The organism is Sphaerotilus sp. (assembly GCF_034519685.1).
GTDB lineage: Bacteria > Pseudomonadota > Gammaproteobacteria > Burkholderiales > Burkholderiaceae_C > Sphaerotilus.
The window spans coordinates 515,262-535,451 of the sequence record NZ_JAXHOF010000002.1 but is presented as its reverse complement, the minus strand read 5'-3'; the positions used below and the strand labels follow the sequence as shown (position 1 = coordinate 535,451).

Here is a 20,190-nt window from a genome sequence, read left to right as displayed (position 1 = left end):
TTCATCTGGGGGATGCGGGGTTCGTGAGTTGTTCGATCTCGTCGGCCACGCGCTGCGCAGCGTGCGGCAACGCCAGCGCGCGCGCCTGCTCCGCCATCCGCAGCAGGCGGGGCCGGTCAAGATGGCGCAGCAGATCGGCCAGCCGCTCGGGCGTCAGCTCGGTCTGCGGCAGGTGGAGGCCGGCGTCGTGCTGCGCCATCCACTGCGCATTGTCGCGCTGGTGGGCGGTCGTGCTCACCACGAGCGGCACCAGCACCGAGGGAACGCCTGCCGCGCACAGCTCGCTCACCGTCACCGCGCCCGCGCGGCAGACGATCAGGTCGCAGTCGGCCAGCCGGCGCGCCATGTCGTCGATGAAGGGCACGACCTCGACGCCGGCCGAGCCGTGTTCGAGGTCGAGCAGCCCGGCCTGCGCATAGGCGGCGCGCACCTTGTCGTGGTGCGCCAGACCGGTCTGGTGGGTGACGACCGGACGCTCGGCCGCGGACAGCCGCGCCAGCGCGCGCGGCACCGTCTCGTTGAGCACCTGCGCGCCGAGGCTGCCGCCGACGACGAGCACCCGCAGCGGCCCGGTGCGGCCGGCAAAACGCTGGGCGGGCGGAGCGATGGCCTCGATCTCGGCGCGCACCGGGTTGCCGGTGACGACGCCCTGCGGCACCGAGCGCGCCGCTTCGCCGTCGAAGCCGAAGGCGACCCGGTCGGCGAACTTCAGCAGCGAGCGGTTCGACAGCAGCAGCCCCGCGTCCGCGTTGACCAGTACCAGCGGGCATTTCAGCCAGTGCGCCACCAGCCCGCCGGGGAAGCAGACGTAGCCGCCCATGCCGAGCACGGCGTCGGCCTGCCGACGCTTCAGGATGCCGCGGCAGGCGACCAGCGCCTTGAGCAGTTGCACGCCGCCACGCAGCGCGCCGAACGCACCCTTGCCGCGCAGGCCGGCGAAGGCGATCGTGTCCATCGGCAAGCCCGAAGGCGGCACGAGGCGGTTTTCCATGCCGTGCGAGGTGCCCAGCCAGCTCACCTGCCAGCCACGCGTCTGCATCTCGCGCGCGACAGCCAGCCCCGGCATGATGTGGCCGCCCGTGCCGGCGGCCATGACCACGAGGTGGCGGAGGCGGCCCGGCTCAGCGCTCACGGCTGCCTCCGCCGCGCAGGATCTGGCGGTTTTCCATGTCCACCCGCAGCACCACCGCCAGCGCCACGCAGGTCAGGATGATCGCCGAGCCACCGTAGCTCAGCAGCGGCAGCGTCAGCCCCTTGGTCGGCAGCACGCCCAGGTTCACGCCCATGTTGATGAAGGCCTGGCCGCCGATCCAGATGCCGATGCCCTGGGTCGTCAGGCCGGCGAAGACCCGGTCCAGCGCAATCGCCTGGCGACCGATGATGAAGATGCGCCGCACCATCCAGAAGAACGCCAGGATCACCGCCAGCACGCCGAGCAGGCCCAGTTCCTCGCCGATGATGGCCAGCAGGAAGTCGGTGTGCGCTTCGGGCAGGTAGTGCAGTTTCTCGACCGACTGGCCCAGTCCCTGCCCCACCACCTCGCCACGGCCGAAGGCGATCAGCGAGTGGGTGAGCTGGTAGGCCTTGCCCATCGCGTTGGCCTCGTCCCAGGGGTTCCAGAACGCCTTGATGCGCTCCCAGCGGATCGGCGACAGCCAGATGATCGACAGCAGCGCCCCCAGCAGGGTGGCGATCATGATGGCGAACACCTTGCCGTTGACGCCCCCCAGGAACAGGATGCCGACCGCGATCAGCGCGATCACGATGAAGGCGCCCATGTCCGGCTCGGCCAGCAGCAGCAGCCCCACCACCCCCAGCGCGATCGCCATCGGCAGCACGGCGCGGGTGAAGCTCTCCTTCACGTCCATCTTGCGCACCATGTAGTTGGCGGCGTACATGGCGATGGCGAGCTTGGCGAGTTCGCTGGGCTGGAAGTTCATCACCCCGAGCGGAATCCAGCGCCGCGAGCGGTTCACCACCCGCCCGATGCCCGGGATCAGCACCAGGATCAGCAGCAGCAGCGCTGCCACGAACAGCCACGGCGCCATCTTCTCCCAGGTCCGCATCGGAATGGCCAGCGTCACGCACGCGGCCACCACGGCCAGCGTGATCGACAGGATGTGGCGCATCAGGAAGTGGTGCGAGGCGTAGTTGGTGTATTTCGGGTTGTCCGGCAGCTGGATCGAGGCCGAATACACCATCACCAGCCCCAGCGAGAGCAGCCCGGCGATGACCCAGGCCAGCGTCTCGTCGAAGCCGACCCAGCGCGTGGGCGTGCCCGAGGAGATGTCGGTCCAGTTGCGCACCGGCACGTCGGCCCGTGTGCGGCGGCTCCACCAGTCACCCAGTCGACCCAGTGCGTTCGTGCTCATGCGCCCAGTTCCCCCTGGCCCACCGCCAGCGCCTGCACGGTGTCGATGAAGACCTCGGCACGGTGGGCGTAGTTGCGGAACATGTCGAGGCTCGCGCAGGCGGGGCTGAGCAGCACGGCGTCGCCGGAGCGCGCCTGCGTGTAGCACCAGCGGGTGGCGTCTTCGAGCGTGGCGAAGGTCTGCATCGGCACGGCCACGTCCTGCAGCACACGGCCGATCGCGGCGGCGTCGCGGCCGATCAGGGCGACCGCACGGGCATGGCGCTCGACCGGGCCGGCCAGCGGCGCGAAGTCCTGGCCCTTGCCATCGCCACCGAGGATGACGACCAGCTTGGCGGGCGCGCGGTCGGCGCCGAGGCCGGTCAGCGCCGCGACGGTTGCGCCGACGTTGGTGCCCTTGCTGTCGTCGTAGGCGTCCACGCCGTCGATCGTGTTCAGGTATTCGACGCGGTGCGGCTCCCCGCGGTATTCGCGCAGGCCGTGCAGCATCGGCGCCAGCGGCACGCCCGCCGCCGTGGCCAGCGCGAGGGCGGCCAGCGCATTGGCGGCGTTGTGGCGCCCGCGGATGCGCAGCGCGTCGGCCGGCATCAGGCGCTGCAGCGTGGTCTCCACCGGCGGCGCAGCCGCGCCCCGGCGCACCTTGACCGGCGTGTCATCAGCGGCCTGCGCGCGGACCAGCCACGCCATGCCGTTCTCCACCACCAGCCCCCAGTCGCCCACCCGGCGCGGCGCATCCAGCCCGAAACGCACCACGGTCGCGGTGGCCTCGCGCGGCGCCATCGCCTCGACCAGCGGGTCATCAGCGTTGAGGACACGGACCGTGCCGGCGCCGAAGAGGCGCGACTTGGCCTCGGCGTAGGCGGCCATCGAGCCGTGCCAGTCGAGGTGGTCCTGCGTCACGTTGAGCACGGTGGCGGCGGTGGGGTGGAAGCCGGTGACGCCGTCGAGCTGGAAGCTGGAGAGTTCGAGCACCCAGACCTCGGGCAGCGGCGTGGCGTCGGCGTCTTCGGCAGCGACCGCGGCCTCCAGCACGGCGGTCAGCGTGTCCATCAGCGTCGGCCCGATGTTGCCGGCCATCGCCACGCGCAGCCCGGCGCGCGCGACGAGCTGCGCGGTCAGCGAGGTGGTGGTGGTCTTGCCGTTGGTGCCGGTGATGGCGATGACCTTGGGGGCGTAGCCCTGCGCGGTCTGCAGATCCTGCAGCGCCAGCGCGAACAGCGACAGCTCGCCCTGCACCGCCGTGCCCCGCGCGCGCGCTGCGTCCAGCAGCGGCGCGATCGCCGGGTCGAGCGGCGACAGCCCCGGGCTCTTGAGCACCAGCGCCACGCCGTCCAGCAGCGACAGCGCGAGCGGCCCGCCATGGAACTCGGCGCCCGGCACCTCGGCGGCCAGCGCCGCGGCCTTCGGCGGCGCCTCGCGCGTGTCGGCCACGACGATGCGCGCCGCACCGCAGCGCTGCGCCCAGCGCGCCATCGCGAGTCCCGAGTCCCCCAGACCGAGGATCAGCAGCGACAAGTCCTTCAGAACATTCATCGTCGTTTCCGTGCGCCGGAACAGCTCAGCGCAGCTTCAGGGTGGACAGGCCGACCAGGCACAGCAGCATCGTGATGATCCAGAACCGGATCACCACCTGCGTCTCGATCCAGCCCTTCTTCTCGAAATGGTGGTGCAGCGGCGCCATCAGCAGGATGCGCTTGCCGGTGCCGGTGCGCTTCTTGGTGTACTTGAAATAGCCGACCTGCACCATGACCGACAGCGCCTCGACCACGAAAATCCCGCCCATGATGCCGAGCACGATCTCCTGGCGCACGATCACCGCGATGGTGCCGAGCGCGCCGCCCAGCGCCAGCGCACCCACGTCGCCCATGAAGACCTGCGCCGGGTGGGCGTTGAACCAGAGGAAGGCCAGCCCCGCCCCGGCCATCGCCGCGCAGAAGATGGCCAGCTCGCCCGCGCCGGGGATGTGCGGCAGGAACAGGTATTTCGAGAACACCGCGCTGCCGGTCGCGTAGGCGAACAGCCCGAGCGCCGAGCCGACCAGCACCACCGGCATGATCGCCAGCCCGTCGAGGCCGTCGGTCAGGTTGACGGCGTTGCTGGTGCCGACGATGACGAAGTAGGTCAGGAAGATGAAACCGAACACGCCCAGCGGGTAGCTCACCGTCTTGAAGAACGGCACGATCAGGTCGGCCTTGGGCGGCAGGTCGTTCGAGAAGCCCGACAGCACCCAGCGCATGAACAGCTCCAGCACGCGCAGGTTCGAGGTCTCCGACACGCTGAACGCAAGGTAGAGCGCCGCCACCAGCCCGATCAGCGACTGCCACAGGTACTTCTCGCCGGACGGCATGCCTTCCGGGTTCTTCTGCACCACCTTGCGCCAGTCGTCGACCCAGCCGATGGCGCCGAAGCCCATCGTCACGATCATCACGATCCAGACGAAGCGGTTGCTCCAGTCGAACCACAGCAGCGTCGAGATGGCGATCGCCAGCAGGATCAGCACCCCGCCCATCGTCGGCGTGCCCCGCTTGACCATGTGGGCCTGCACCCCGTATTCGCGGATCGGCTGGCCGATCTTCAGCTCGGTCAGCCGCCGGATCACCCACGGCCCGAACGCCAGCCCGATCAGCAGCGCCGTCGTGGCCGCCATCACCGCACGGAAGGTGATGTACTGGAAGACCCGCAGGAAGCCGAGGCTCTCGGGATAAAGGCCTTGCAACCACTGTGCGAGGCTAATGAGCATGTTGTTCTCCACAGATCGCGGCAACGACCTGTTCCATCTTCATGAAGCGCGAGCCCTTGACCAGCACCGACTGCGCCGCCTGCACCGCCGCACCGCCCTCGGCCTGCATCGCCGCCACGAGGGCAGCCGCATCGGCGTGGTGGCGACCCGAGGTCGGTGGCGTGAGCGCCTGCGCGGCGTGGGCCGCGAGTATGCCTGCTGTCCAGACGATTTCGATGCCTCTGGCGGCGGCGAGCTGGCCGACTTCAGCATGGAACTCTGGGCCGCGGTCGCCCACTTCGCCCATGTCGCCCAGCACCAGCCAGCGCGGCCCGGGCAGCGCCGCCAGCACCTCGATGGCGGCCCGCACCGAGTCGGGGTTGGCGTTGTAGCTGTCGTCGACCAGCGTGATGGTGCGGCCGCGCCAGGCGCAGCGCTGCACCTGCGAGCGCCCCCGCACCGGCACGAACGCCGCCAGCCCGTCGCGCACCGCCTCGGCCGACACGCCGGCCGCCAGCGCACAGCCCGCCGCCGCCAGCGCGTTGCGCACGTTGTGCGCGCCGGCCACCGCCAGTGCCAGCGTCAACTCGCCCGCCGGCGTGTGCAGCTGCGCCGCCCAGTGGTCGCCCTGCCAGTCGGCCTGCGCGGTCAGTGTGGCGCCCGTGTCGGCGTCGAGCGCGAAAGTCGCCACGCGCCGCGCGCCGGCCAGTGCATGCCACAGCAGCGTGTAGTCGTCGTCCGCCGGAAACACCGCCACGCCATTGGCCGGCAGCGCCGCGATCACCGAGCCGTTCTCGCGCGCGACCGCTTCCACCGTCTTCATGAATTCGAGGTGCTCGCGCTGGGCGTTGTTGACCAGCGCGACCGTCGGCTGCGCGATGCGCGCCAGCTCGGCGATCTCGCCGGGGTGGTTCATGCCCAGCTCGATCACCGCGATGCGGTGGTGGCGACGCAGGCCCAGCACCGTCAGCGGCACGCCGATGTGGTTGTTCAGGTTGCCGGCGGTGGCGTGGGCGGCGTCCCCCTGCGCGGTGCGCAGGATGGAGGCGATCATCTGCGTCACCGTGGTCTTGCCGTTGCTGCCGGTCACCGCAATCAGCGGCAGCATCAGACTGGCGCGCCAGCCCTCGGCGAGCGCCTGCAGCGCGCTCAGCGTGTCGGGCACTTCCAGTCCGGCCAGCCCGGCCTCGGCCAGTCCACGCTCGGCGATGGCCGCCACGGCGCCCGCCGCGCCCGCCTGCGGCAGGAAGCTGTGGGCATCGAAACGCTCGCCGCGCAGCGCGACGAACAGGTCGCCCGCGCGCAGGCTGCGGGTGTCGGTGTGGACACGCTGCAGCGCGGTGGCCGGGTCACCGACCAGCCGCGTGCCGGGCAGGCGCGCCGCCACCAGGGCATGGGCCTCGCCCAGGGTCATGAATTCGTGGGACATCATCGGGGAAGGTCAGGGACGGTGGGACACACGGCGTTGTAGCGCGCCGGCCGCTTCGTCCAGATCTGAAAAAAACCGCTTCACACCCGCCGTCTCCTGATAGTCCTCGTGGCCCTTGCCGGCGATGAGGACCACGTCGGCCGTGTTCGCCTCGGTCAGGGCGGCGGCGATGGCGGCAGCGCGGTCTTCCAGCGTGCGCAGGTGCGGCGACGGTGTGCAGCCGGCGGCGATCTGCGCCAGGATGGCGTCGGGCGCCTCGTGGCGCGGGTTGTCGCTGGTCAGGATGACCTCGTCAGCCAGCGCCTGCGCCAGCCGCCCCATCACAGGGCGCTTGCCCGCGTCGCGGTTGCCACCACAGCCGAACACGCACCACAGCCGCCCGCCCCGCGCCGCCGCGAACGGCCGCAGCGCCTGCAGCGCCTTGTCGAGCGCATCCGGCGTGTGGGCGTAATCGACGACGACCTGCGGCAGCGCAGCGGCAGCGTCCGGCGGCTCGACCCGCTGCATGCGGCCCGGCACCGGCGTGAAGTCGACCGCCAGCGGCGCGATCTCCGCCAGCGTCAGGCACAGCGCCCGCAGCCCGCCAAACACCGCCAGCACGTTGGCCACGTTGTATTCGCCGATCAGCCCGGTGCGCACCAGTACCGCGTCGGCGCCTTCGCGCACGGTGAAGCACAGCCCGTCGGCTTCGTAATGCACGTCCTGCGCCTGCAGCCGGGCCGGCACAGCACGCGGCTGCATCGCATAGGTCCAGACCTCCGGCGCGCCCTGCGCCGACAGCTCCTCGGCCAGCAGCGCGCCCTGCGCATCGTCAAGGTTGACGACGGCCGCCCGCAGCCCCGGCCAGTCGAACAGCGCCCGCTTGGCCTGCCAGTAGGCGGCCATGCTGCCGTGGTAGTCGAGGTGGTCGGGCGTGAAGTTGGTGTAGAGCGCCACCTGGATGCGCACCGCGTCCAGCCGGTGCTCGGCCACGCCGATCGACGAGGCCTCCATCACGCAGGCCGCGAACCCCTGGTCGACGAAGGCGCGCAGGCTGCGGTGCAGCGTGACCGGGTCGGGCGTGGTCAGGCCGGTGGCCACGACACGCGCCTCGGGCGCCACGCGGCTCGGCGGCTCGCCCACGCCGAGCGTGCCGACCACGCCGCAGCGCCGCCCCGACAGGCTCAGCGCCTGCGCGGTCCACCAGGCGGTGGAGGTCTTGCCGTTGGTGCCGGTGGTGGCGATGACGGACAGCGCGGCGCTCGGTCGGCCATGCCAGGCGTCGGCCAGCCCGGCGGTCATCGCCTTCAGGCCCGCCACGGCGGCGATCCGCGCATCGTCGAACCCGAAAGCCTCCACCCCCTCCGCTTCGACCAGACAGGCCGCCGCGCCAGCCGTCAGGGCCGCCGCCACATGGACCCGCCCATCCTGGGCGTAGCCCGGCCACGCAATGAAGAGGTCGCCGGGCTGGACGCGGCGGCTGTCGGTGCACAAGGTGGCTTGCGGCGCCCGGGCGCGCAGCCAGTCGAGGACAGCCGGCAAGTCCGGCAAGGACACGATGCCCGTCATCAGAAAGACTCCTGTTCGGCCTTGGCCGCCTGGGCACGGGCAATGATCTGGGGCTTGATCTCCAGATCAGGCGGCACACCCATCACGCGCAGGGTCTGCTGCACCACCTGGCTGAACACCGGGGCGGCCACTTCGCCGCCGTAGTAGGTGCCGTTGTCCGGCTCGTCCACCATCACGGCCACGACGATGCGCGGGGCCTGGACCGGCGCCATGCCGACGAACCAGGCGCGGTACTTGTTCGAGGCGTAGCGGCCGCCGTCCTGCTTGCGGGCGGTGCCGGTCTTGCCTCCGACCGAATAGCCGACGGCCTGCGCCTTCGGGGCCGTGCCACCTTCACCCGCCGCCATCTGCAGCATGGTGCGGACCTCGCGCACGACCTCCGGCCGGAACACCGGCTCGCCAGCGACCGGGCCGGGCTGCCGGACCAGCGACACCGGCACCAGATCACCGTCGCGCGCGAACACGCTGTAGGCCCGGGCCAGCTGGAACAGCGAGGTGGACAGGCCGTAGCCGTAGCTCATCGTCGCCTGCTCGATCGGACGCCAGGTCTTGTAGGCCCGCAGCTTGCCACTGGCGAGCCCCGGGAAGACCAGCGGCGGCTTCTGGCCAAAGCCGACGGCATGGTAGAGATCCCACATCTCGCGCGGCTGCATCTGCATGGCCATCTTGACGGTGCCGACGTTGCTCGACTTCTGCAGCACCTGCTGCACCGTGAGCGCGCCGTGCGGATGCGAATCGCGGATGGTCGAGCCGGTGATGGTGATGCTGCCCGGGGCGGTCTGGATGATGGTGGACGGATTGACACGCCCGGACTGCATCGCCAGCGCGGTGATGAAGGGCTTCATCGTCGAGCCGGGCTCGAAGGTGTCGGTCAGCGCCCGGTTGCGCAGGTTGGCACCGGTGCGGGTCAGGCGGTCGCCGGGGGTGTAGCTCGGGTAGTTGGCCAGCGCCAGCACCTCGCCAGTCTGCGTGTCCAGGACCACCGCACTGCCCGCCTTGGCCTTGTGGCGGATCACCGCGTCGCGCACCTGCTGGTAGGCGACGAACTGCACCCGGGCGTCGATCGACAGCGCGATGTCGTGCCCGTCGGCCGGCTCGACACGCTCGCCGATGTCCTCGATCACGTTGCCCAGCCGGTCGCGCACGACGCTGCGGCTGCCGTTGCGGCCGTCCAGATCCTTCTGGAACGCCAGCTCGATGCCTTCCTGGCCCCTCTGCTCCACATTGGTGAAGCCCACCACATGCGCGGCCGCCTCGCCTTCGGGGTACTCGCGGCGGTACTCGCGCTGCTGGTGGACGCCCTTCAGGGCCAGCGCCTTGATCTGCGCAGCCACGCTGTCGTCCACCAGGCGGCGCAGCCAGACGAAGTTCGGGTTCTCCTTCAGGCGGTTGTTCAGGTCCGCCGGGGCCATGCCGAGCAGCTTCGCCAGCGTCTGGCGCTCCGCCGGGCTGGCATTGAAGTCCTTGGGGATGACCCAGATCGACTGCGCCGGCACGCTGGCGGCCAGCACCTGCCCCGTGCGGTCGGTGATGCGGCCACGGCTGGCCTGCAGCGCGAAGGTGCGCTGGTAGCGGCTCTCGCCCTGCTGCTGGAAGAAATCCTGGTTGACCACCTGGATGTAGACCGCCCGCCCGATCAGCAGGCCGAAGGTCAGCCCCACGCCCAGCACGAGGAACCGTGAACGCCAGATCGGCGTCTTGGCCGCCAGCAACGGGCTGGAGGCGTATTTCGCGCCCTGAGGCGCGGGTTCAGGTGCCGCCGCACGCCCGCGCAGCGCATCCCGTCCGGGGAGCTTCATGGGCGCCCTTTCGATGCGGCCGGGGACACCGGAGCCGGCAGTGTGCCGTCCGCCTGGAGGTACTGGGTCACGGCGGGTGACGCCGTGGTCATGTGCAGCTGCTCGCGGGCCTTTTGCTCGACACGCAGATGCGTGGCCTGCGTGCGCAGCTGCACGCGCAGCTTCTCGGCATCCTGTTCCAGCCGCTGCGACTGGTTGCGCTCACGCTCCAGCTGGATGAACTGGCGCCGGGTCTCGTAGGAGACCTGCACCAGGTACAGCGCACTGGCGACGACCGCCAGCAGCAGCAGGATGTTCAGACGGGTCATGGGCGGCTCCACACCGGCGGCAGCGCGACCTCGGTGCGCTCGGCCACCCGCAGCACGGCGGAGCGGGAGCGGCCATTGCCGCTGACCTCCTCGTCGGAAGGCTTGATGCGCGCCAGGGCGTTCAGCAGCGCCGGCTTGGGTTCAGCGAAGGGTGCGCGGCGGTCGAACACTTCGCGGGAATGTCGAAGGATGAAGGTCTTGACGATGCGGTCTTCGAGCGAATGGAAGCTGATCACCGCCAGCCGACCGCCCGGTTTGAGCGCGGTCAGCGAGGCCTCCAGCGCCTGCTCCAGCTCCTCCAGTTCGCCGTTGACGAGGATGCGCAGGGCCTGGAAGGTGCGCGTGGCCGGATCCTGGCCCCGCTCGCGGGTGCGCACGACACTGGCGACAAGACTGGCCAGCTCGCTGGTGCGCTGCAGGATATGCCCGGATTCGCGCCGCGCCACCACGGCGCGGGCGATCGCCGGCGCGAAGCGCTCCTCGCCGTAGTCGCGGATGACCTCGGCGATGCGCTCCTTCGGGGCGGTGGCCAGGAACTCGGCGGCGCTCTGGCCGCGGGTCGGGTCCATGCGCATGTCGAGCGGTCCGTCATGGCGGAAGCTGAAGCCGCGTGCGGGGTCGTCGATCTGCGGCGAGGACACACCGACGTCGAGCAGCAAGCCGTCGAGCCGGGCCACGCCGTGGCGGGCCATCACGGCAGGGTAGTCGGCGAAGCGGCTGTGGTCGATCGAGAAGCGCGGATCGGCGATGCACGCCTCACCCTGGGTCGCGTGGGCGACGGCTTCCGGGTCGCGGTCGATCGCCAGCAGTCGCCCGTCCGGGGACAGGCGCGACAGGATCAGGCGCGAATGGCCACCGCGGCCAAAGGTGCCGTCCACATAGGCGCCTTCCGGCCGGTGCACGAGGGCATCGACCGCTTCATGGAGCAACACCGTGCGGTGTTGTCGGGGTACTGCGTCGTCTGGGGCCATGGGGAGGGGGTCAGAAACTGAAGTCCTGCAGTTGCGCCGGCATGGGCTGCTGCAGCAAGGCGGCCTCGGCCGCCGAGTGGCGTTGAACGTCCCAGAGTTCGAGGTGGTTGCCCATGCCAATGAGCAGGACCTGCCGGTCCAGTGCGGCGGCGGCGCGGAGTTCCGGGGACACCAGCACGCGGGACGCGCTGTCCAGTTCGACCTCCATCGCGCTGCCCAGCAGCAGACGCTTCCAGCCGCTGGCCGACAAGGGCAGCGACGCGATCCGGACACGGAAGTCTTCCCACACAGCGCGCGGAAACACCATCAGGCAACCATCGGGATGCCGCGTCAAGGTCAGGGTCGGGCGGTCTTCCGGAACGATGGCCAACATCTCGCGGTGGCGCGCCGGGACGCTGAAGCGGCCTTTGGCGTCCAGCGCGAGCGCTGAAGTTCCCTGGAAATGAAATCCGGCCACGAATACCCACAAATCGACACGATCTCCCACTGTAGCGGAGAAATTGCGGGGGGGTCAAGAAAGCCGATTCGGAATAACCAATGAAATCAAGCACTTAGATCGATTCCACGTCCGAATCGGCCGATTCGGAAAAAAGCCATACAAATGAAGCACTTAGGCTGACCGACATGGATGCAGCGCCAGTTCACCGGGTGAGCCAGTGCGGACCGAACTGTGAAATATGGCGGCAGTGCGGCACCGACGTGCAGAAAATGCCCGGATCCGACCGCCGGAGAAGACGGGTCACGGTGTCACATTTTCGCCATTCGCGACCGGGTGGTTTTCACGGTGCATCGGCGGGGCGCACGTCGTCGCACACGGTGGCTCGCCCGTTGCAGAGGCATTCGCACTGCCCACGGAGTTCCCCATGCCCCTGCTGATCGCCGCCTTGCTGGCCGTTGCCGCACTGGTGACACCCGACACCAGCGCGGCCGTCCAGCCCGCCGCCTGGCACCAGGAGGACGCGGAACCCGGCGCCCGTGTCGCGGACCTGGACGGCCGCCTTCGCCTGCAGCGCGCCAGCGGCGAGGCGTTCGAGCTGGGGGACGGCCCGCGCGCGCGCCAGACCGAGATCCGCGAAGGCGACCGTCTGTCCACTGGCTGGAACAGCCGGCTGGTGATCGACATCGGCCCGAACCGCGTGAAGCTCGATGAACGCAGCGAACTGCTGGTGCGGCGGCTCGACCGCAACGCCGTGGCGCTGGATCTGGAGCGCGGCGGGGTGGTGCTGGAGCTGCGCCGCGACGAAGGCGCCTGGCGCTGGCAGGTCGACAGCGCCGCGGGTCGCCACCAGCCGCATGGCGCCGGCCTGTTCCGCGTCGATGCGCCAGACCGTCGGGGCCTTGACGCGGGCAGCGCCACCGCCTGGCGCAGCGCGCTGCGCATCGAGAACGAGGACGGCACGCTGCTGCTGCCCCCCGGGCACCGGGCCGAGCGCGACCGCAGCGGACGCTGGCAGATCGGTTTTCCACAAGCCGACGCCTTCGCCGCCTGGGCCATGGCCCCTCCAGCGGCGCACGATCGGCCAGACGACTGGGATGACCGGCGCCCGCGCCAGTGGCGGGCGGCGCCGGCATGGGATGTCCCGCCCCCACCGCCGCCGCCCCCGCCACGTGTGATCGTGGTGCCAGCCCCCATCGTGGTCGAACCACCGCACCGCCCCTGGCGCCAGCACCCGGAGCCACGCGAGCCTGCACGTCCACCGCGCTGGGTGGCACCCGCCCCCCCGACCCTGCCGCTGCCGCCACCGGACATCGCCGTGCGGCCCCCACGGCCGGACCGGCGCCACCATGAAGGCACACCGTCCGCGCCGCCCGTGCCTCCCGGGATCGCCGACCCACTGCAACCCCGCCCGGACGAACCCCGCCGCCCGCAGCGCGTGCTCTGACGCAGAGCGCCGCTCAGTGCCGGGGCGCGAAGCGGCGGCGCGCGTCCAGCCCCAGTCCGCTGGCGACGCTGGCCAGGCGCTCGCCCTGCAGCGCCTGCGCCTTCGGAAAGGCCGCCGCCAGGCGGTCGGTCAGCAGCCGGAGCCCGGTGGAGCCGCCGGTGAAATACAGCGCGTCGATCTGGTCGAGCCGCAGGCCGGCCAGTCGCACGGTTTCCAGCGCCGCGTCGGCGATGCGGCCGATGTCGTCGGCCAGCGCACGCTGCGCCTGGGCCGAGGTCATCGTCACCGACAGGCCACGCTCCACGAGGCGCAGGTCGATGCAGGCGTCGTCGCCTGCCGCCGACGCGATCTTGGCCATCTCGGCCCGGCCCAGCAGGTCGTGTCCAAGGTGGTCGTTCACCACCGTCATCAGCCGCGTGTGGTGGCGCAGGTCGGCGTAGTTGATCTTCATCGCACGCAGCTCCTGCACCCGCTGCGGCCGGTAGACGCTGTTGATGAGGTGCCAGGTCGCCAGGTCGTGGTAGACCCGGCTGGGCACCTCGCGGGCCGGCTGCCCGCCAATCGACGGCCCCATCGCGCCGAAACCGAACTCGCGCAGGATCGCGCCCAGTTCGATGCGCCGATCGAAATCGGTGCCGGCGATGTGGATGCCGTGGTGGCCGAGCACATCCCCCTGCCGGTCCAACCGGTCACGGTGGCTCGGTCCGACCTGCACGATCGAGAAGTCCGAGGTGCCGCCGCCGATGTCGGCCACCAGCACGCGCTGGTCGGCGTCGATGCGGGACTCATGGTCGAAGGCGGCCGCCAGCGGCTCGAACTGGAACTGCACCTCCTCGAAGCCGGCCGCCCGCGCCGCCTCTTCCAGCGAGGCCTGCGCCTGCGCATCGCGCACCGGGTCGTCATCGACGAAGAACACCGGCCGCCCCACCACCACCGCCGTCAGCGGGTGGCCGGCGTGCGCTTCGGCGCTGCGCTTGAGATGGCGCAGGTAGCTGGCGATCACGTCGGCGAAGCTGACCGAGCGGCCGGCGCCGATGTCGGTGTGCTGCGCCATCAGCGCCGAGCCCAGCACGCTCTTCATCGAGCGCATCAGCCGCCCTTCCGTCCCTTCGACATAAGACGCGATGGCTGCGCGTCCGACCAGCCGCGGCAGGTTCTGCAGGTCCGGCCCTTCGCCGAGGTAGAACGTGGCGGTCGGCATCGTGGTGGCACCGTCTTCGAGCGGCACCAGCACCATCTCGCCGTCCCGGGGCACGGCCACCGCGGAATTCGAGGTGCCGAAGTCGATGGCGCAGAAACGGGGAGTGGCAGACATGGGCGGACGCAAGGCGCAGATCAAGGGGGCGCGCATCATACGAGGCCGCCCGCCCCCGCAGCGGCCAGACATGGCAAGGCGCTGTGGCATGAGAGCGACGCCCAGTATGCTGCAGCGCAACATCGGTTGACGCTCTTGGCTAAAGTCAGCTCCCGGTGTCCCAAATTCTCCACCTCAGGAGCCGCTCCATGCCTCGCCACCGCCTCTTCGCCCCCGCCTGCCTGCTGGCCTGCGCGCTTTCAGCGCTTCCAGGTGTGACCGCCCAGGCCGCCGAGCCCCTGCCGCATTTCCAGATCGACCGCAACGAGGTCTCGGTCTCGGGCCTGTCGTCGGGCGCCTTCATGGCCGCCCAGCTGCAGGTCGCCTACTCCGCCACCTTCAAGGGTGCCGGCATCGTCGCCGGCGGCCCGTACTACTGCGCCGCGGGCAACATCGCCTACGCGGGCATCTGCATGGGCCAGGTGCCGATGGTCTACCCGAACGCCGCCCTCATGAGCGCCGCGGCGCGCCAGTTCGAGGCCGCCGGCCAGATCGACAAGCTGAGCAACCTGAAAAAGCGCCGCCTCTATGTGTTCAGCGGCACGAAGGACACCGTCGTCAAGCCACCGGCCGTCAACGCCACGGTGTCGTTCTTCAAGCAGGTGGGCGTGCCCGACAGCCAGCTGCTCTATGTGAACAACATCCCCGCCGGCCACGCCGTCATCACCCCAACCTACGGCAACGCCTGCGACGCCAACGCCACGCCCTACATCAGCCAGTGCGTTGTCAACGGCCTGGGCTACGACCAGTCCGGCGCGCTGCTGGCGCACATCCACGGCAAGCTGCAGCCCAAGGCCACCAGCCTCGCCGGGCGCATGGTGACGTTCAACCAGCGTGCGTTCGCGTCCGCCGGCACGGGCATGGCCGAGGAAGCCTTCCTGTATGTGCCGCCGTCGTGTGATGCGGGCCAGGCCTGCAAGGTCCACGTCGCGATCCACGGCTGCGAGCAATCCGCCGAGAAGGTCGGCAAGAACTTCATCGCCGACACCGGCTACAACGAGTGGGCCGAACACAACCGCATGCTGGTGCTGTACCCGCAGGTCAACGCCTCGAACGTCCCGTTCAATCCGAAGGGCTGCTGGGACTGGTTCGGCTACACCGGGCCGACCTACGCCTGGAAGGCGGGCTCGCAGATGTCGGCCATCAAGGCGATGGTCGACGCGCTGGGCAAGGCCCGCTGACGGGCCTTGGCCTCACGCTCAATCAATAACCGGCAGGCGCCTGCTGGTGCCAGTCGGTGGCCTGCTGCAGCGCGTGGCCGGCGTGCAGCAACGCGGCTTCCTGCCAGTAGTTGCCGATCAGCTGCAGGCCCACAGGCAGCCCGTCCGCGCCGAAGCCGGCCGGCACGCTGATGCCCGGCAGCCCGGCCAGCGACGCCGGCAGCGTGAAGATGTCGGCGAGGTACTCGGCCACTGGGTCGGTCTGGCTGCCGATCGGGCGCGCCACCGTCGGCGACACCGGGCCGGCGATCAGGTCGCACTGCTTGAGTGCCGCCTGGAAATCGTCGGCGATCATGCGGCGCAGCTTCTGGGCCTGCAGGTAATAGGCGTCGTAGTAGCCATGCGAGAGCACGTAGGCGCCGATCATGATCCGGCGCTTGACCTCGGTGCCGAAGCCCTCGCTGCGGCTCTTGCGGTACAGGTCGTTCAGATCTTTGTACTGCGCTGCCCGGTGCCCGTAGCGCACACCGTCGAAGCGGCTCAGGTTCGAGCTGGCCTCGGCCGGGGCGATGATGTAGTACACGGGGATCGACAGCTCGGTGCGCGGCAGGCTGACCTCGACCAGCGTGGCGCCCAGCGTCTCCAGCTCGGCCAGCGCCGCGCGGGTCGCGGCCAGCACGTCAGCCGACACGCCCTCGCCGAAGAACTCCTTGGGCAGACCGATGCGCAGGCCGACGAGCGGGCGGTCTGCGGTCGCGCCTTCGCGCAGCGTGGTGGTCGCGGCGACGAAGTCGGGCACGGGCTGCTCGGCACTGGTCGCGTCACGCGGGTCGAAGCCACTCATGGCCTGCAGCAGGTGGGCACAGTCGAGCGCCGAGCGCGCCATCGGGCCGGCCTGGTCGAGGCTGGAGGCGAAGGCGATCATCCCGTAGCGCGAGCAGCGGCCGTAGGTCGGCTTGATGCCGGTGATGCCGGTGAGCGACGCGGGCTGGCGCACGGAGCCGCCGGTGTCGGTGCCGGTGGCCGCCGGGATCAGGCGGGCGGCGACCGCGACCGCACTGCCACCGGACGAGCCGCCCGGGATGCGGCCGGTGTTCCACGGGTTGCGCGCTGGGGTGTAGGCCGAGTTCTCGTTCGAGCCGCCCATCGCGAACTCGTCGCAGTTGAGCTTGCCCAGCGTCACCGCCCCGGCCGACGCCAGCCGGCTGACCACGGTGGCGTCGAAGGGGCTGCGGTAGCCGTCGAGCATCTTCGAGCCGGCGGTGCTCGGGAAGTCGCGGGTGACGAAGATGTCCTTGTGCGCGATCGGCACGCCCAGCAATGTGTGGCCGGCGCCCGCCACGCCACGGGCGCGCCAGGCGTCGGCAGCCGCCGCCTGGGCCAGCGCGACGTCAGCGTCGACGGACAGGAAGGCACCCAGCGCAGCATGGGCCTCCAGGCGGTCCAGCAGGTGGCGGGTCAGCTCGACGCTGGAAACCTGCTTCTGGTCGAGCAGGTGCGACAGTTCGGCCACGCCCAGGGTGTGCAGGGGCGTGGTGGACAGGGAAGTCGACAGGGTCATGGCCATCTCGCTCGGATTCACTCGATCACGCGGGGCACCAGGAACAGCCCGGCCTCGACGGCCGGGGCGCTCTTCTGGTTGGCGGCCCGGTTGTCGTGCTCGGTCACCGCGTCCTCGCGCAAGCGCAGGTGAACCTCCTGGACAGCCGACAGCGGGGTGTACAGCGGCGCCACGCCGGTGGTGTCCACCGCACGCATGCGCTCGACGATGTTGAAGAAACCGTTGAGCTCGCCCAGCAGACTTGCCTGCTCGGCCTCGCTCAGTTCAAGCCGGGCCAGATTGGCAATCCGGCGCACATCCTGGGGCGTGAGTGCCATTTTCGTGAACAATGAAATGAAACGGGCGCACTGGGCGCAGATAAGACCCCTACATGGGAGGCCACCGGTCGCCGACATGAAGAGGCAGACCCGGCGGGGCCAAGGCCACGCCACAAGCCATGGGGTATTATCACCCGCTCTTCCAGTCACGCGCTCCTGCCGCCAACGTGCCGCCGGAATGCCCACGAGTTCACCATGTTCGGATCGTTGCGTCGATATTTCTCTACCGATCTCGCGATCGACCTCGGCACCGCCAATACCCTGATCTATGTTCGAGGCACGGGCATCGTGCTGAACGAGCCCTCGGTGGTGGCCATTCGCCATGAGGGCGGCCCGCATGGCAAGAAGACCATCCAGGCGGTCGGTGCCGAAGCCAAGGCGATGCTCGGCAAGGTGCCGGGCAACATCGAGGCCATCCGCCCGATGAAGGACGGCGTGATCGCCGACTTCACCGTCACCGAGCAGATGCTCAAGCAGTTCATCAAGATGGTGCACCCGCGCTCGCTGCTGCGGCCGAGCCCGCGCATCATCATCTGCGTGCCCTGCGGCTCGACCCAGGTCGAGCGCCGCGCAATCCGCGAATCGGCGCTCGGCGCCGGGGCCAGCGAGGTCTACCTGATCGAGGAGCCGATGGCGGCAGCGATCGGCGCCGGCATGCCGGTGTCGGAAGCCTCGGGCTCGATGGTGGTCGACATCGGCGGCGGCACGACCGAGGTCGGCGTCATCTCGCTCGGCGGCATGGTCTACAAGGGCTCGGTGCGCGTCGGCGGCGACAAGTTCGACGAAGCCATCATCAACTACATCCGCCGCAACTACGGCATGCTGATCGGCGAGCCCACCGCCGAGGCCATCAAGAAGGAAATCGGCTCAGCCTTCCCCGGCTCCGAGATCAAGGAGATGGAAGTCAAGGGCCGCAACCTCAGCGAAGGCGTGCCGCGCAGCTTCACGGTCTCCAGCAACGAGATCCTCGAAGCGCTGACCGACCCGCTCAACCAGATCGTCTCCTCGGTCAAGAAGGCGCTGGAGCAGACCCCGCCCGAACTCGGCGCCGACATCGCCGACCGCGGCATGATGCTGACCGGCGGCGGCGCGCTGCTGCGCGACCTGGACCGCCTGCTCGCCGAGGAAACCGGCCTGCCGGTGCTGATCGCCGAGGATCCGCTGACCTGTGTGGTGCGCGGCTGCGGCATGGCGCTGGAGCGCATGGAGCGCCTGGGTTCGATCTTCACATCGGAGTGAACGTGCCGGCCGCGGTGAACGCGGTCGACGCGGCAACTCCGGTGAACGCCGGCACCTGCTGACATGCCACTGGGTACCCTCGACCGTTCTCCGCCCCCCTTCTTCCGGCAAGGCCCGTCGGCCCTGTCGCAGTTGCTGTTCTTCGCGTCGATGTCGGTGCTGCTCATGGCGGCCGACTCGCGGGTCGGCCTGACCACGCCGCTGCGGACCGCGGCAGCCGTGCTGCTGCACCCGGTCGAGCGGACCTTGCTGGCACCGGTTCGTGGCCTGGCCTCGGCCAACGACTACCTCTCCGGGATCGCGCAGGCGCAGCAGACCACCGAGCGTGCCCGCGCCGAGCTGACCCGCCAGGCCGAGCGCTCGCTGCAGGCCGAACAGCTGCTGCAGGAAAACGCCCGACTGCGCGCGCTGCTGGAACTGCGCAACCGGCTGTCGGTGCGCTCCCGCGCCGCAGAAGTGCTCTATGACGCAGCAGACCCCTACACCCGCAAGATCATCATCGACCGGGGCAGCAACCAGGGCGTGCAGCATGGCTCGCCGGTCATCCATGAGCTGGGCGTGATCGGACAGGTCACGCGGGTCTATCCCATGACCTCCGAAGTGACGCTGGTGATCGACGAGAACGCGGCCATCCCGGTCCACAACGTCCGCACGGGCCTGCGCGGCGTGGCATTCGGCGATCCTTCGGCCGACCGCATGGAGCTGCGCTTCGTGGCCGCCAATGCCGATGTGCAGGTAGGCGACATCCTGCAGACCTCGGGGCTGGACGGTGTCTATCCACCGGGCCTGCCCGTGGCCAAGGTGGGGCGCCTGGATCGGCGCACCCAGTCCGATTTTGCCAAGATCGCGCTCATCCCAGCCACCGTGCCCGACAGCGTGCGCCATGTGCTGGTGCTCGAACCTGTCGGAGCGCAGCTGCCCCCTCCGCCGGCCGCCAGCGATGTCGGCCAGCCCGTGCACGCCAAGGACGCCGCAGCCGCCAAACCGGCCGCCAAGGGGAGCAGCAAGCCATGATGCCCCGCTCCAGCGACCAGCTGCTGCTGCCGGTGAACCCGTGGTTCATGTGGATGACGCTGCTCGTGGCGTTCGGACTGAACCTGGTGCCACTGGGGCGCCAGCCGGCCATGCCGGATTTCATCGCGCTGGCACTCGTGTTCTGGAATGTCCACCAGCCGCGCCGGGTCGGCGTGGGTGCGGCCTTCGTGTTCGGCCTGTTCATGGATGTGCACCAGGGCGGCCTGCTGGGCCAGCATGCACTGGCCTACACGCTGGTCAGCTATTTCGCCATCACCATCCACCGCCGCCTGCTGTGGTTCACGGCTCCGGCGCAGGCGCTGCATGTGCTGCCGCTGTTCGCCGCGGCACACCTGACCTCCCTGCTGCTGCGCATGGCCTCGGGCGGCGAGTTCCCCGGCTGGTCGGTGCTGCTGTCGCCGCTGTTCGAGAGCCTGCTGTGGCCGTTGGTGAGCCTGCTGCTGCTCGCGCCCCAGCGCCGCGCGCCGGACCCTGACAAGAACCGACCGCTGTGAAG

The 20,190-nt window shown here is 70.0% G+C and carries 18 protein-coding genes; 5 read left to right on the top strand and 13 right to left on the bottom strand.

Translation table 11 applies throughout. The features are described 5' to 3' along the window. Position 1: 1 nt before the first annotated feature. From murG to U5O44_RS02850, 10 genes are read right to left on the bottom strand one after another with little or no spacing between them, the layout of a single operon-like run. Complete coding sequence (murG, locus tag U5O44_RS02895; RefSeq protein ID WP_416222117.1) at positions 2-1,093, bottom strand: undecaprenyldiphospho-muramoylpentapeptide beta-N-acetylglucosaminyltransferase; 1,092 nt, start codon at positions 1,091-1,093, stop codon at positions 2-4. A 28-nt stretch (positions 1,094-1,121) separates the two neighbouring features. Further along, a complete protein-coding gene (ftsW, locus tag U5O44_RS02890) occupies positions 1,122-2,372 on the bottom strand; it encodes a putative lipid II flippase FtsW (RefSeq protein WP_322586951.1) in 1,251 nt (416 codons plus the stop codon). Continuing rightward, a complete protein-coding gene (gene murD / locus U5O44_RS02885) occupies positions 2,369-3,904 on the bottom strand; it encodes a UDP-N-acetylmuramoyl-L-alanine--D-glutamate ligase (protein WP_322586950.1) in 1,536 nt (511 codons plus the stop codon). The genes ftsW and murD overlap by 4 nt, the downstream gene beginning before the upstream one ends. 25 nt (positions 3,905-3,929) lie before the next feature. Then, positions 3,930-5,111, bottom strand: a complete 1,182-nt coding sequence (mraY, locus tag U5O44_RS02880; RefSeq protein WP_322586949.1) for a phospho-N-acetylmuramoyl-pentapeptide-transferase — start codon at positions 5,109-5,111, stop codon at positions 3,930-3,932. Continuing rightward, positions 5,101-6,519 (bottom strand): UDP-N-acetylmuramoyl-tripeptide--D-alanyl-D-alanine ligase, encoded by a 1,419-nt coding sequence (locus U5O44_RS02875; protein ID WP_322586948.1) that lies wholly within the window; start codon positions 6,517-6,519, stop codon positions 5,101-5,103. Before U5O44_RS02875 ends, mraY begins: the two co-directional genes overlap by 11 nt. Positions 6,520-6,531: 12 nt before the next feature. Next, on the bottom strand, positions 6,532-8,067 hold the full coding sequence (locus tag U5O44_RS02870) for a UDP-N-acetylmuramoyl-L-alanyl-D-glutamate--2,6-diaminopimelate ligase (protein WP_322586947.1): 1,536 nt from the start codon (positions 8,065-8,067) through the stop codon (positions 6,532-6,534). Beyond that, positions 8,067-9,866 (bottom strand): peptidoglycan D,D-transpeptidase FtsI family protein, encoded by a 1,800-nt coding sequence (locus tag U5O44_RS02865; protein WP_322586946.1) that lies wholly within the window; start codon positions 9,864-9,866, stop codon positions 8,067-8,069. Before U5O44_RS02865 ends, U5O44_RS02870 begins: the two co-directional genes overlap by 1 nt. Further along, positions 9,863-10,174 carry a cell division protein FtsL gene (ftsL, locus tag U5O44_RS02860; RefSeq protein ID WP_322586945.1) on the bottom strand — a complete coding sequence of 104 codons (312 nt, stop codon included), beginning with the start codon at positions 10,172-10,174 and terminating at the stop codon, positions 9,863-9,865. The genes U5O44_RS02865 and ftsL overlap by 4 nt, the downstream gene beginning before the upstream one ends. Next, complete coding sequence (gene rsmH, locus U5O44_RS02855; protein ID WP_322586944.1) at positions 10,171-11,145, bottom strand: 16S rRNA (cytosine(1402)-N(4))-methyltransferase RsmH; 975 nt, start codon at positions 11,143-11,145, stop codon at positions 10,171-10,173. Before rsmH ends, ftsL begins: the two co-directional genes overlap by 4 nt. 10 nt (positions 11,146-11,155) lie before the next feature. Next, positions 11,156-11,602 (bottom strand): division/cell wall cluster transcriptional repressor MraZ, encoded by a 447-nt coding sequence (locus U5O44_RS02850; RefSeq protein WP_322586943.1) that lies wholly within the window; start codon positions 11,600-11,602, stop codon positions 11,156-11,158. A gap of 406 nt (positions 11,603-12,008) precedes the next feature. On the opposite strand from U5O44_RS02850, the gene U5O44_RS02845 reads away from it, so the two are divergent. After that, on the top strand, positions 12,009-13,028 hold the full coding sequence (locus U5O44_RS02845) for a FecR family protein (protein WP_322586942.1): 1,020 nt from the start codon (positions 12,009-12,011) through the stop codon (positions 13,026-13,028). Positions 13,029-13,041: 13 nt separating this feature from the next. On the opposite strand, the gene U5O44_RS02840 is transcribed toward U5O44_RS02845, so the two are convergent. Next, positions 13,042-14,343 carry an Hsp70 family protein gene (locus U5O44_RS02840; RefSeq protein WP_322586941.1) on the bottom strand — a complete coding sequence of 434 codons (1,302 nt, stop codon included), beginning with the start codon at positions 14,341-14,343 and terminating at the stop codon, positions 13,042-13,044. 188 nt (positions 14,344-14,531) lie between these two features. Here U5O44_RS02840 and U5O44_RS02835 point away from each other — a divergent pair, with 188 nt between their 5' ends. Then, positions 14,532-15,563, top strand: coding sequence for an extracellular catalytic domain type 2 short-chain-length polyhydroxyalkanoate depolymerase (locus U5O44_RS02835; protein WP_322586940.1), 1,032 nt, complete (start codon positions 14,532-14,534; stop codon positions 15,561-15,563). Between the two features lie 22 nt (positions 15,564-15,585). Here the strand turns inward: U5O44_RS02835 and gatA are convergent, their stop codons facing one another. Both gatA and gatC read right to left on the bottom strand, forming a co-directional pair. Beyond that, on the bottom strand, positions 15,586-17,103 hold the full coding sequence (gene gatA / locus U5O44_RS02830) for an Asp-tRNA(Asn)/Glu-tRNA(Gln) amidotransferase subunit GatA (protein ID WP_322586939.1): 1,518 nt from the start codon (positions 17,101-17,103) through the stop codon (positions 15,586-15,588). Between the two features lie 17 nt (positions 17,104-17,120). Further along, on the bottom strand, positions 17,121-17,420 hold the full coding sequence (gatC, locus tag U5O44_RS02825; RefSeq protein WP_322586938.1) for an Asp-tRNA(Asn)/Glu-tRNA(Gln) amidotransferase subunit GatC: 300 nt from the start codon (positions 17,418-17,420) through the stop codon (positions 17,121-17,123). Positions 17,421-17,615: 195 nt separating this feature from the next. Here gatC and U5O44_RS02820 point away from each other — a divergent pair, with 195 nt between their 5' ends. The 3 genes from U5O44_RS02820 to mreD all read left to right on the top strand — a co-directional run bounded on the left by U5O44_RS02820 (position 17,616) and on the right by mreD (position 20,188). After that, positions 17,616-18,659, top strand: coding sequence for a rod shape-determining protein (locus tag U5O44_RS02820; protein WP_310463230.1), 1,044 nt, complete (start codon positions 17,616-17,618; stop codon positions 18,657-18,659). 63 nt (positions 18,660-18,722) lie between these two features. Continuing rightward, positions 18,723-19,673, top strand: a complete 951-nt coding sequence (gene mreC / locus U5O44_RS02815) for a rod shape-determining protein MreC (RefSeq protein WP_322586937.1) — start codon at positions 18,723-18,725, stop codon at positions 19,671-19,673. Next, complete coding sequence (gene mreD / locus U5O44_RS02810) at positions 19,670-20,188, top strand: rod shape-determining protein MreD (protein WP_322586936.1); 519 nt, start codon at positions 19,670-19,672, stop codon at positions 20,186-20,188. The genes mreC and mreD overlap by 4 nt, the downstream gene beginning before the upstream one ends. Positions 20,189-20,190 lie beyond the last annotated feature (2 nt).

Bases quoted from the DNA above. Each gene is read 5' to 3' on its own strand.
- murG (WP_416222117.1), bottom strand. From the start codon at position 1,093: ATGGCCGCCGGCACGGGCGGCCACATCATGCCGGGGCTGGCTGTCGCG.
- ftsW (WP_322586951.1), bottom strand. From the start codon at position 2,372: ATGAGCACGAACGCACTGGGTCGACTGGGTGACTGGTGGAGCCGCCGC.
- murD (WP_322586950.1), bottom strand. From the start codon at position 3,904: ATGAATGTTCTGAAGGACTTGTCGCTGCTGATCCTCGGTCTGGGGGAC.
- mraY (WP_322586949.1), bottom strand. From the start codon at position 5,111: ATGCTCATTAGCCTCGCACAGTGGTTGCAAGGCCTTTATCCCGAGAGC.
- U5O44_RS02875 (WP_322586948.1), bottom strand. From the start codon at position 6,519: ATGTCCCACGAATTCATGACCCTGGGCGAGGCCCATGCCCTGGTGGCG.
- U5O44_RS02870 (WP_322586947.1), bottom strand. From the start codon at position 8,067: ATGACGGGCATCGTGTCCTTGCCGGACTTGCCGGCTGTCCTCGACTGG.
- U5O44_RS02865 (WP_322586946.1), bottom strand. From the start codon at position 9,866: ATGAAGCTCCCCGGACGGGATGCGCTGCGCGGGCGTGCGGCGGCACCT.
- ftsL (WP_322586945.1), bottom strand. From the start codon at position 10,174: ATGACCCGTCTGAACATCCTGCTGCTGCTGGCGGTCGTCGCCAGTGCG.
- rsmH (WP_322586944.1), bottom strand. From the start codon at position 11,145: ATGGCCCCAGACGACGCAGTACCCCGACAACACCGCACGGTGTTGCTC.
- U5O44_RS02845 (WP_322586942.1), top strand. From the start codon at position 12,009: ATGCCCCTGCTGATCGCCGCCTTGCTGGCCGTTGCCGCACTGGTGACA.
- U5O44_RS02840 (WP_322586941.1), bottom strand. From the start codon at position 14,343: ATGTCTGCCACTCCCCGTTTCTGCGCCATCGACTTCGGCACCTCGAAT.
- U5O44_RS02835 (WP_322586940.1), top strand. From the start codon at position 14,532: ATGCCTCGCCACCGCCTCTTCGCCCCCGCCTGCCTGCTGGCCTGCGCG.
- gatA (WP_322586939.1), bottom strand. From the start codon at position 17,103: ATGACCCTGTCGACTTCCCTGTCCACCACGCCCCTGCACACCCTGGGC.
- gatC (WP_322586938.1), bottom strand. From the start codon at position 17,420: ATGGCACTCACGCCCCAGGATGTGCGCCGGATTGCCAATCTGGCCCGG.
- U5O44_RS02820 (WP_310463230.1), top strand. From the start codon at position 17,616: ATGTTCGGATCGTTGCGTCGATATTTCTCTACCGATCTCGCGATCGAC.
- mreC (WP_322586937.1), top strand. From the start codon at position 18,723: ATGCCACTGGGTACCCTCGACCGTTCTCCGCCCCCCTTCTTCCGGCAA.
- mreD (WP_322586936.1), top strand. From the start codon at position 19,670: ATGATGCCCCGCTCCAGCGACCAGCTGCTGCTGCCGGTGAACCCGTGG.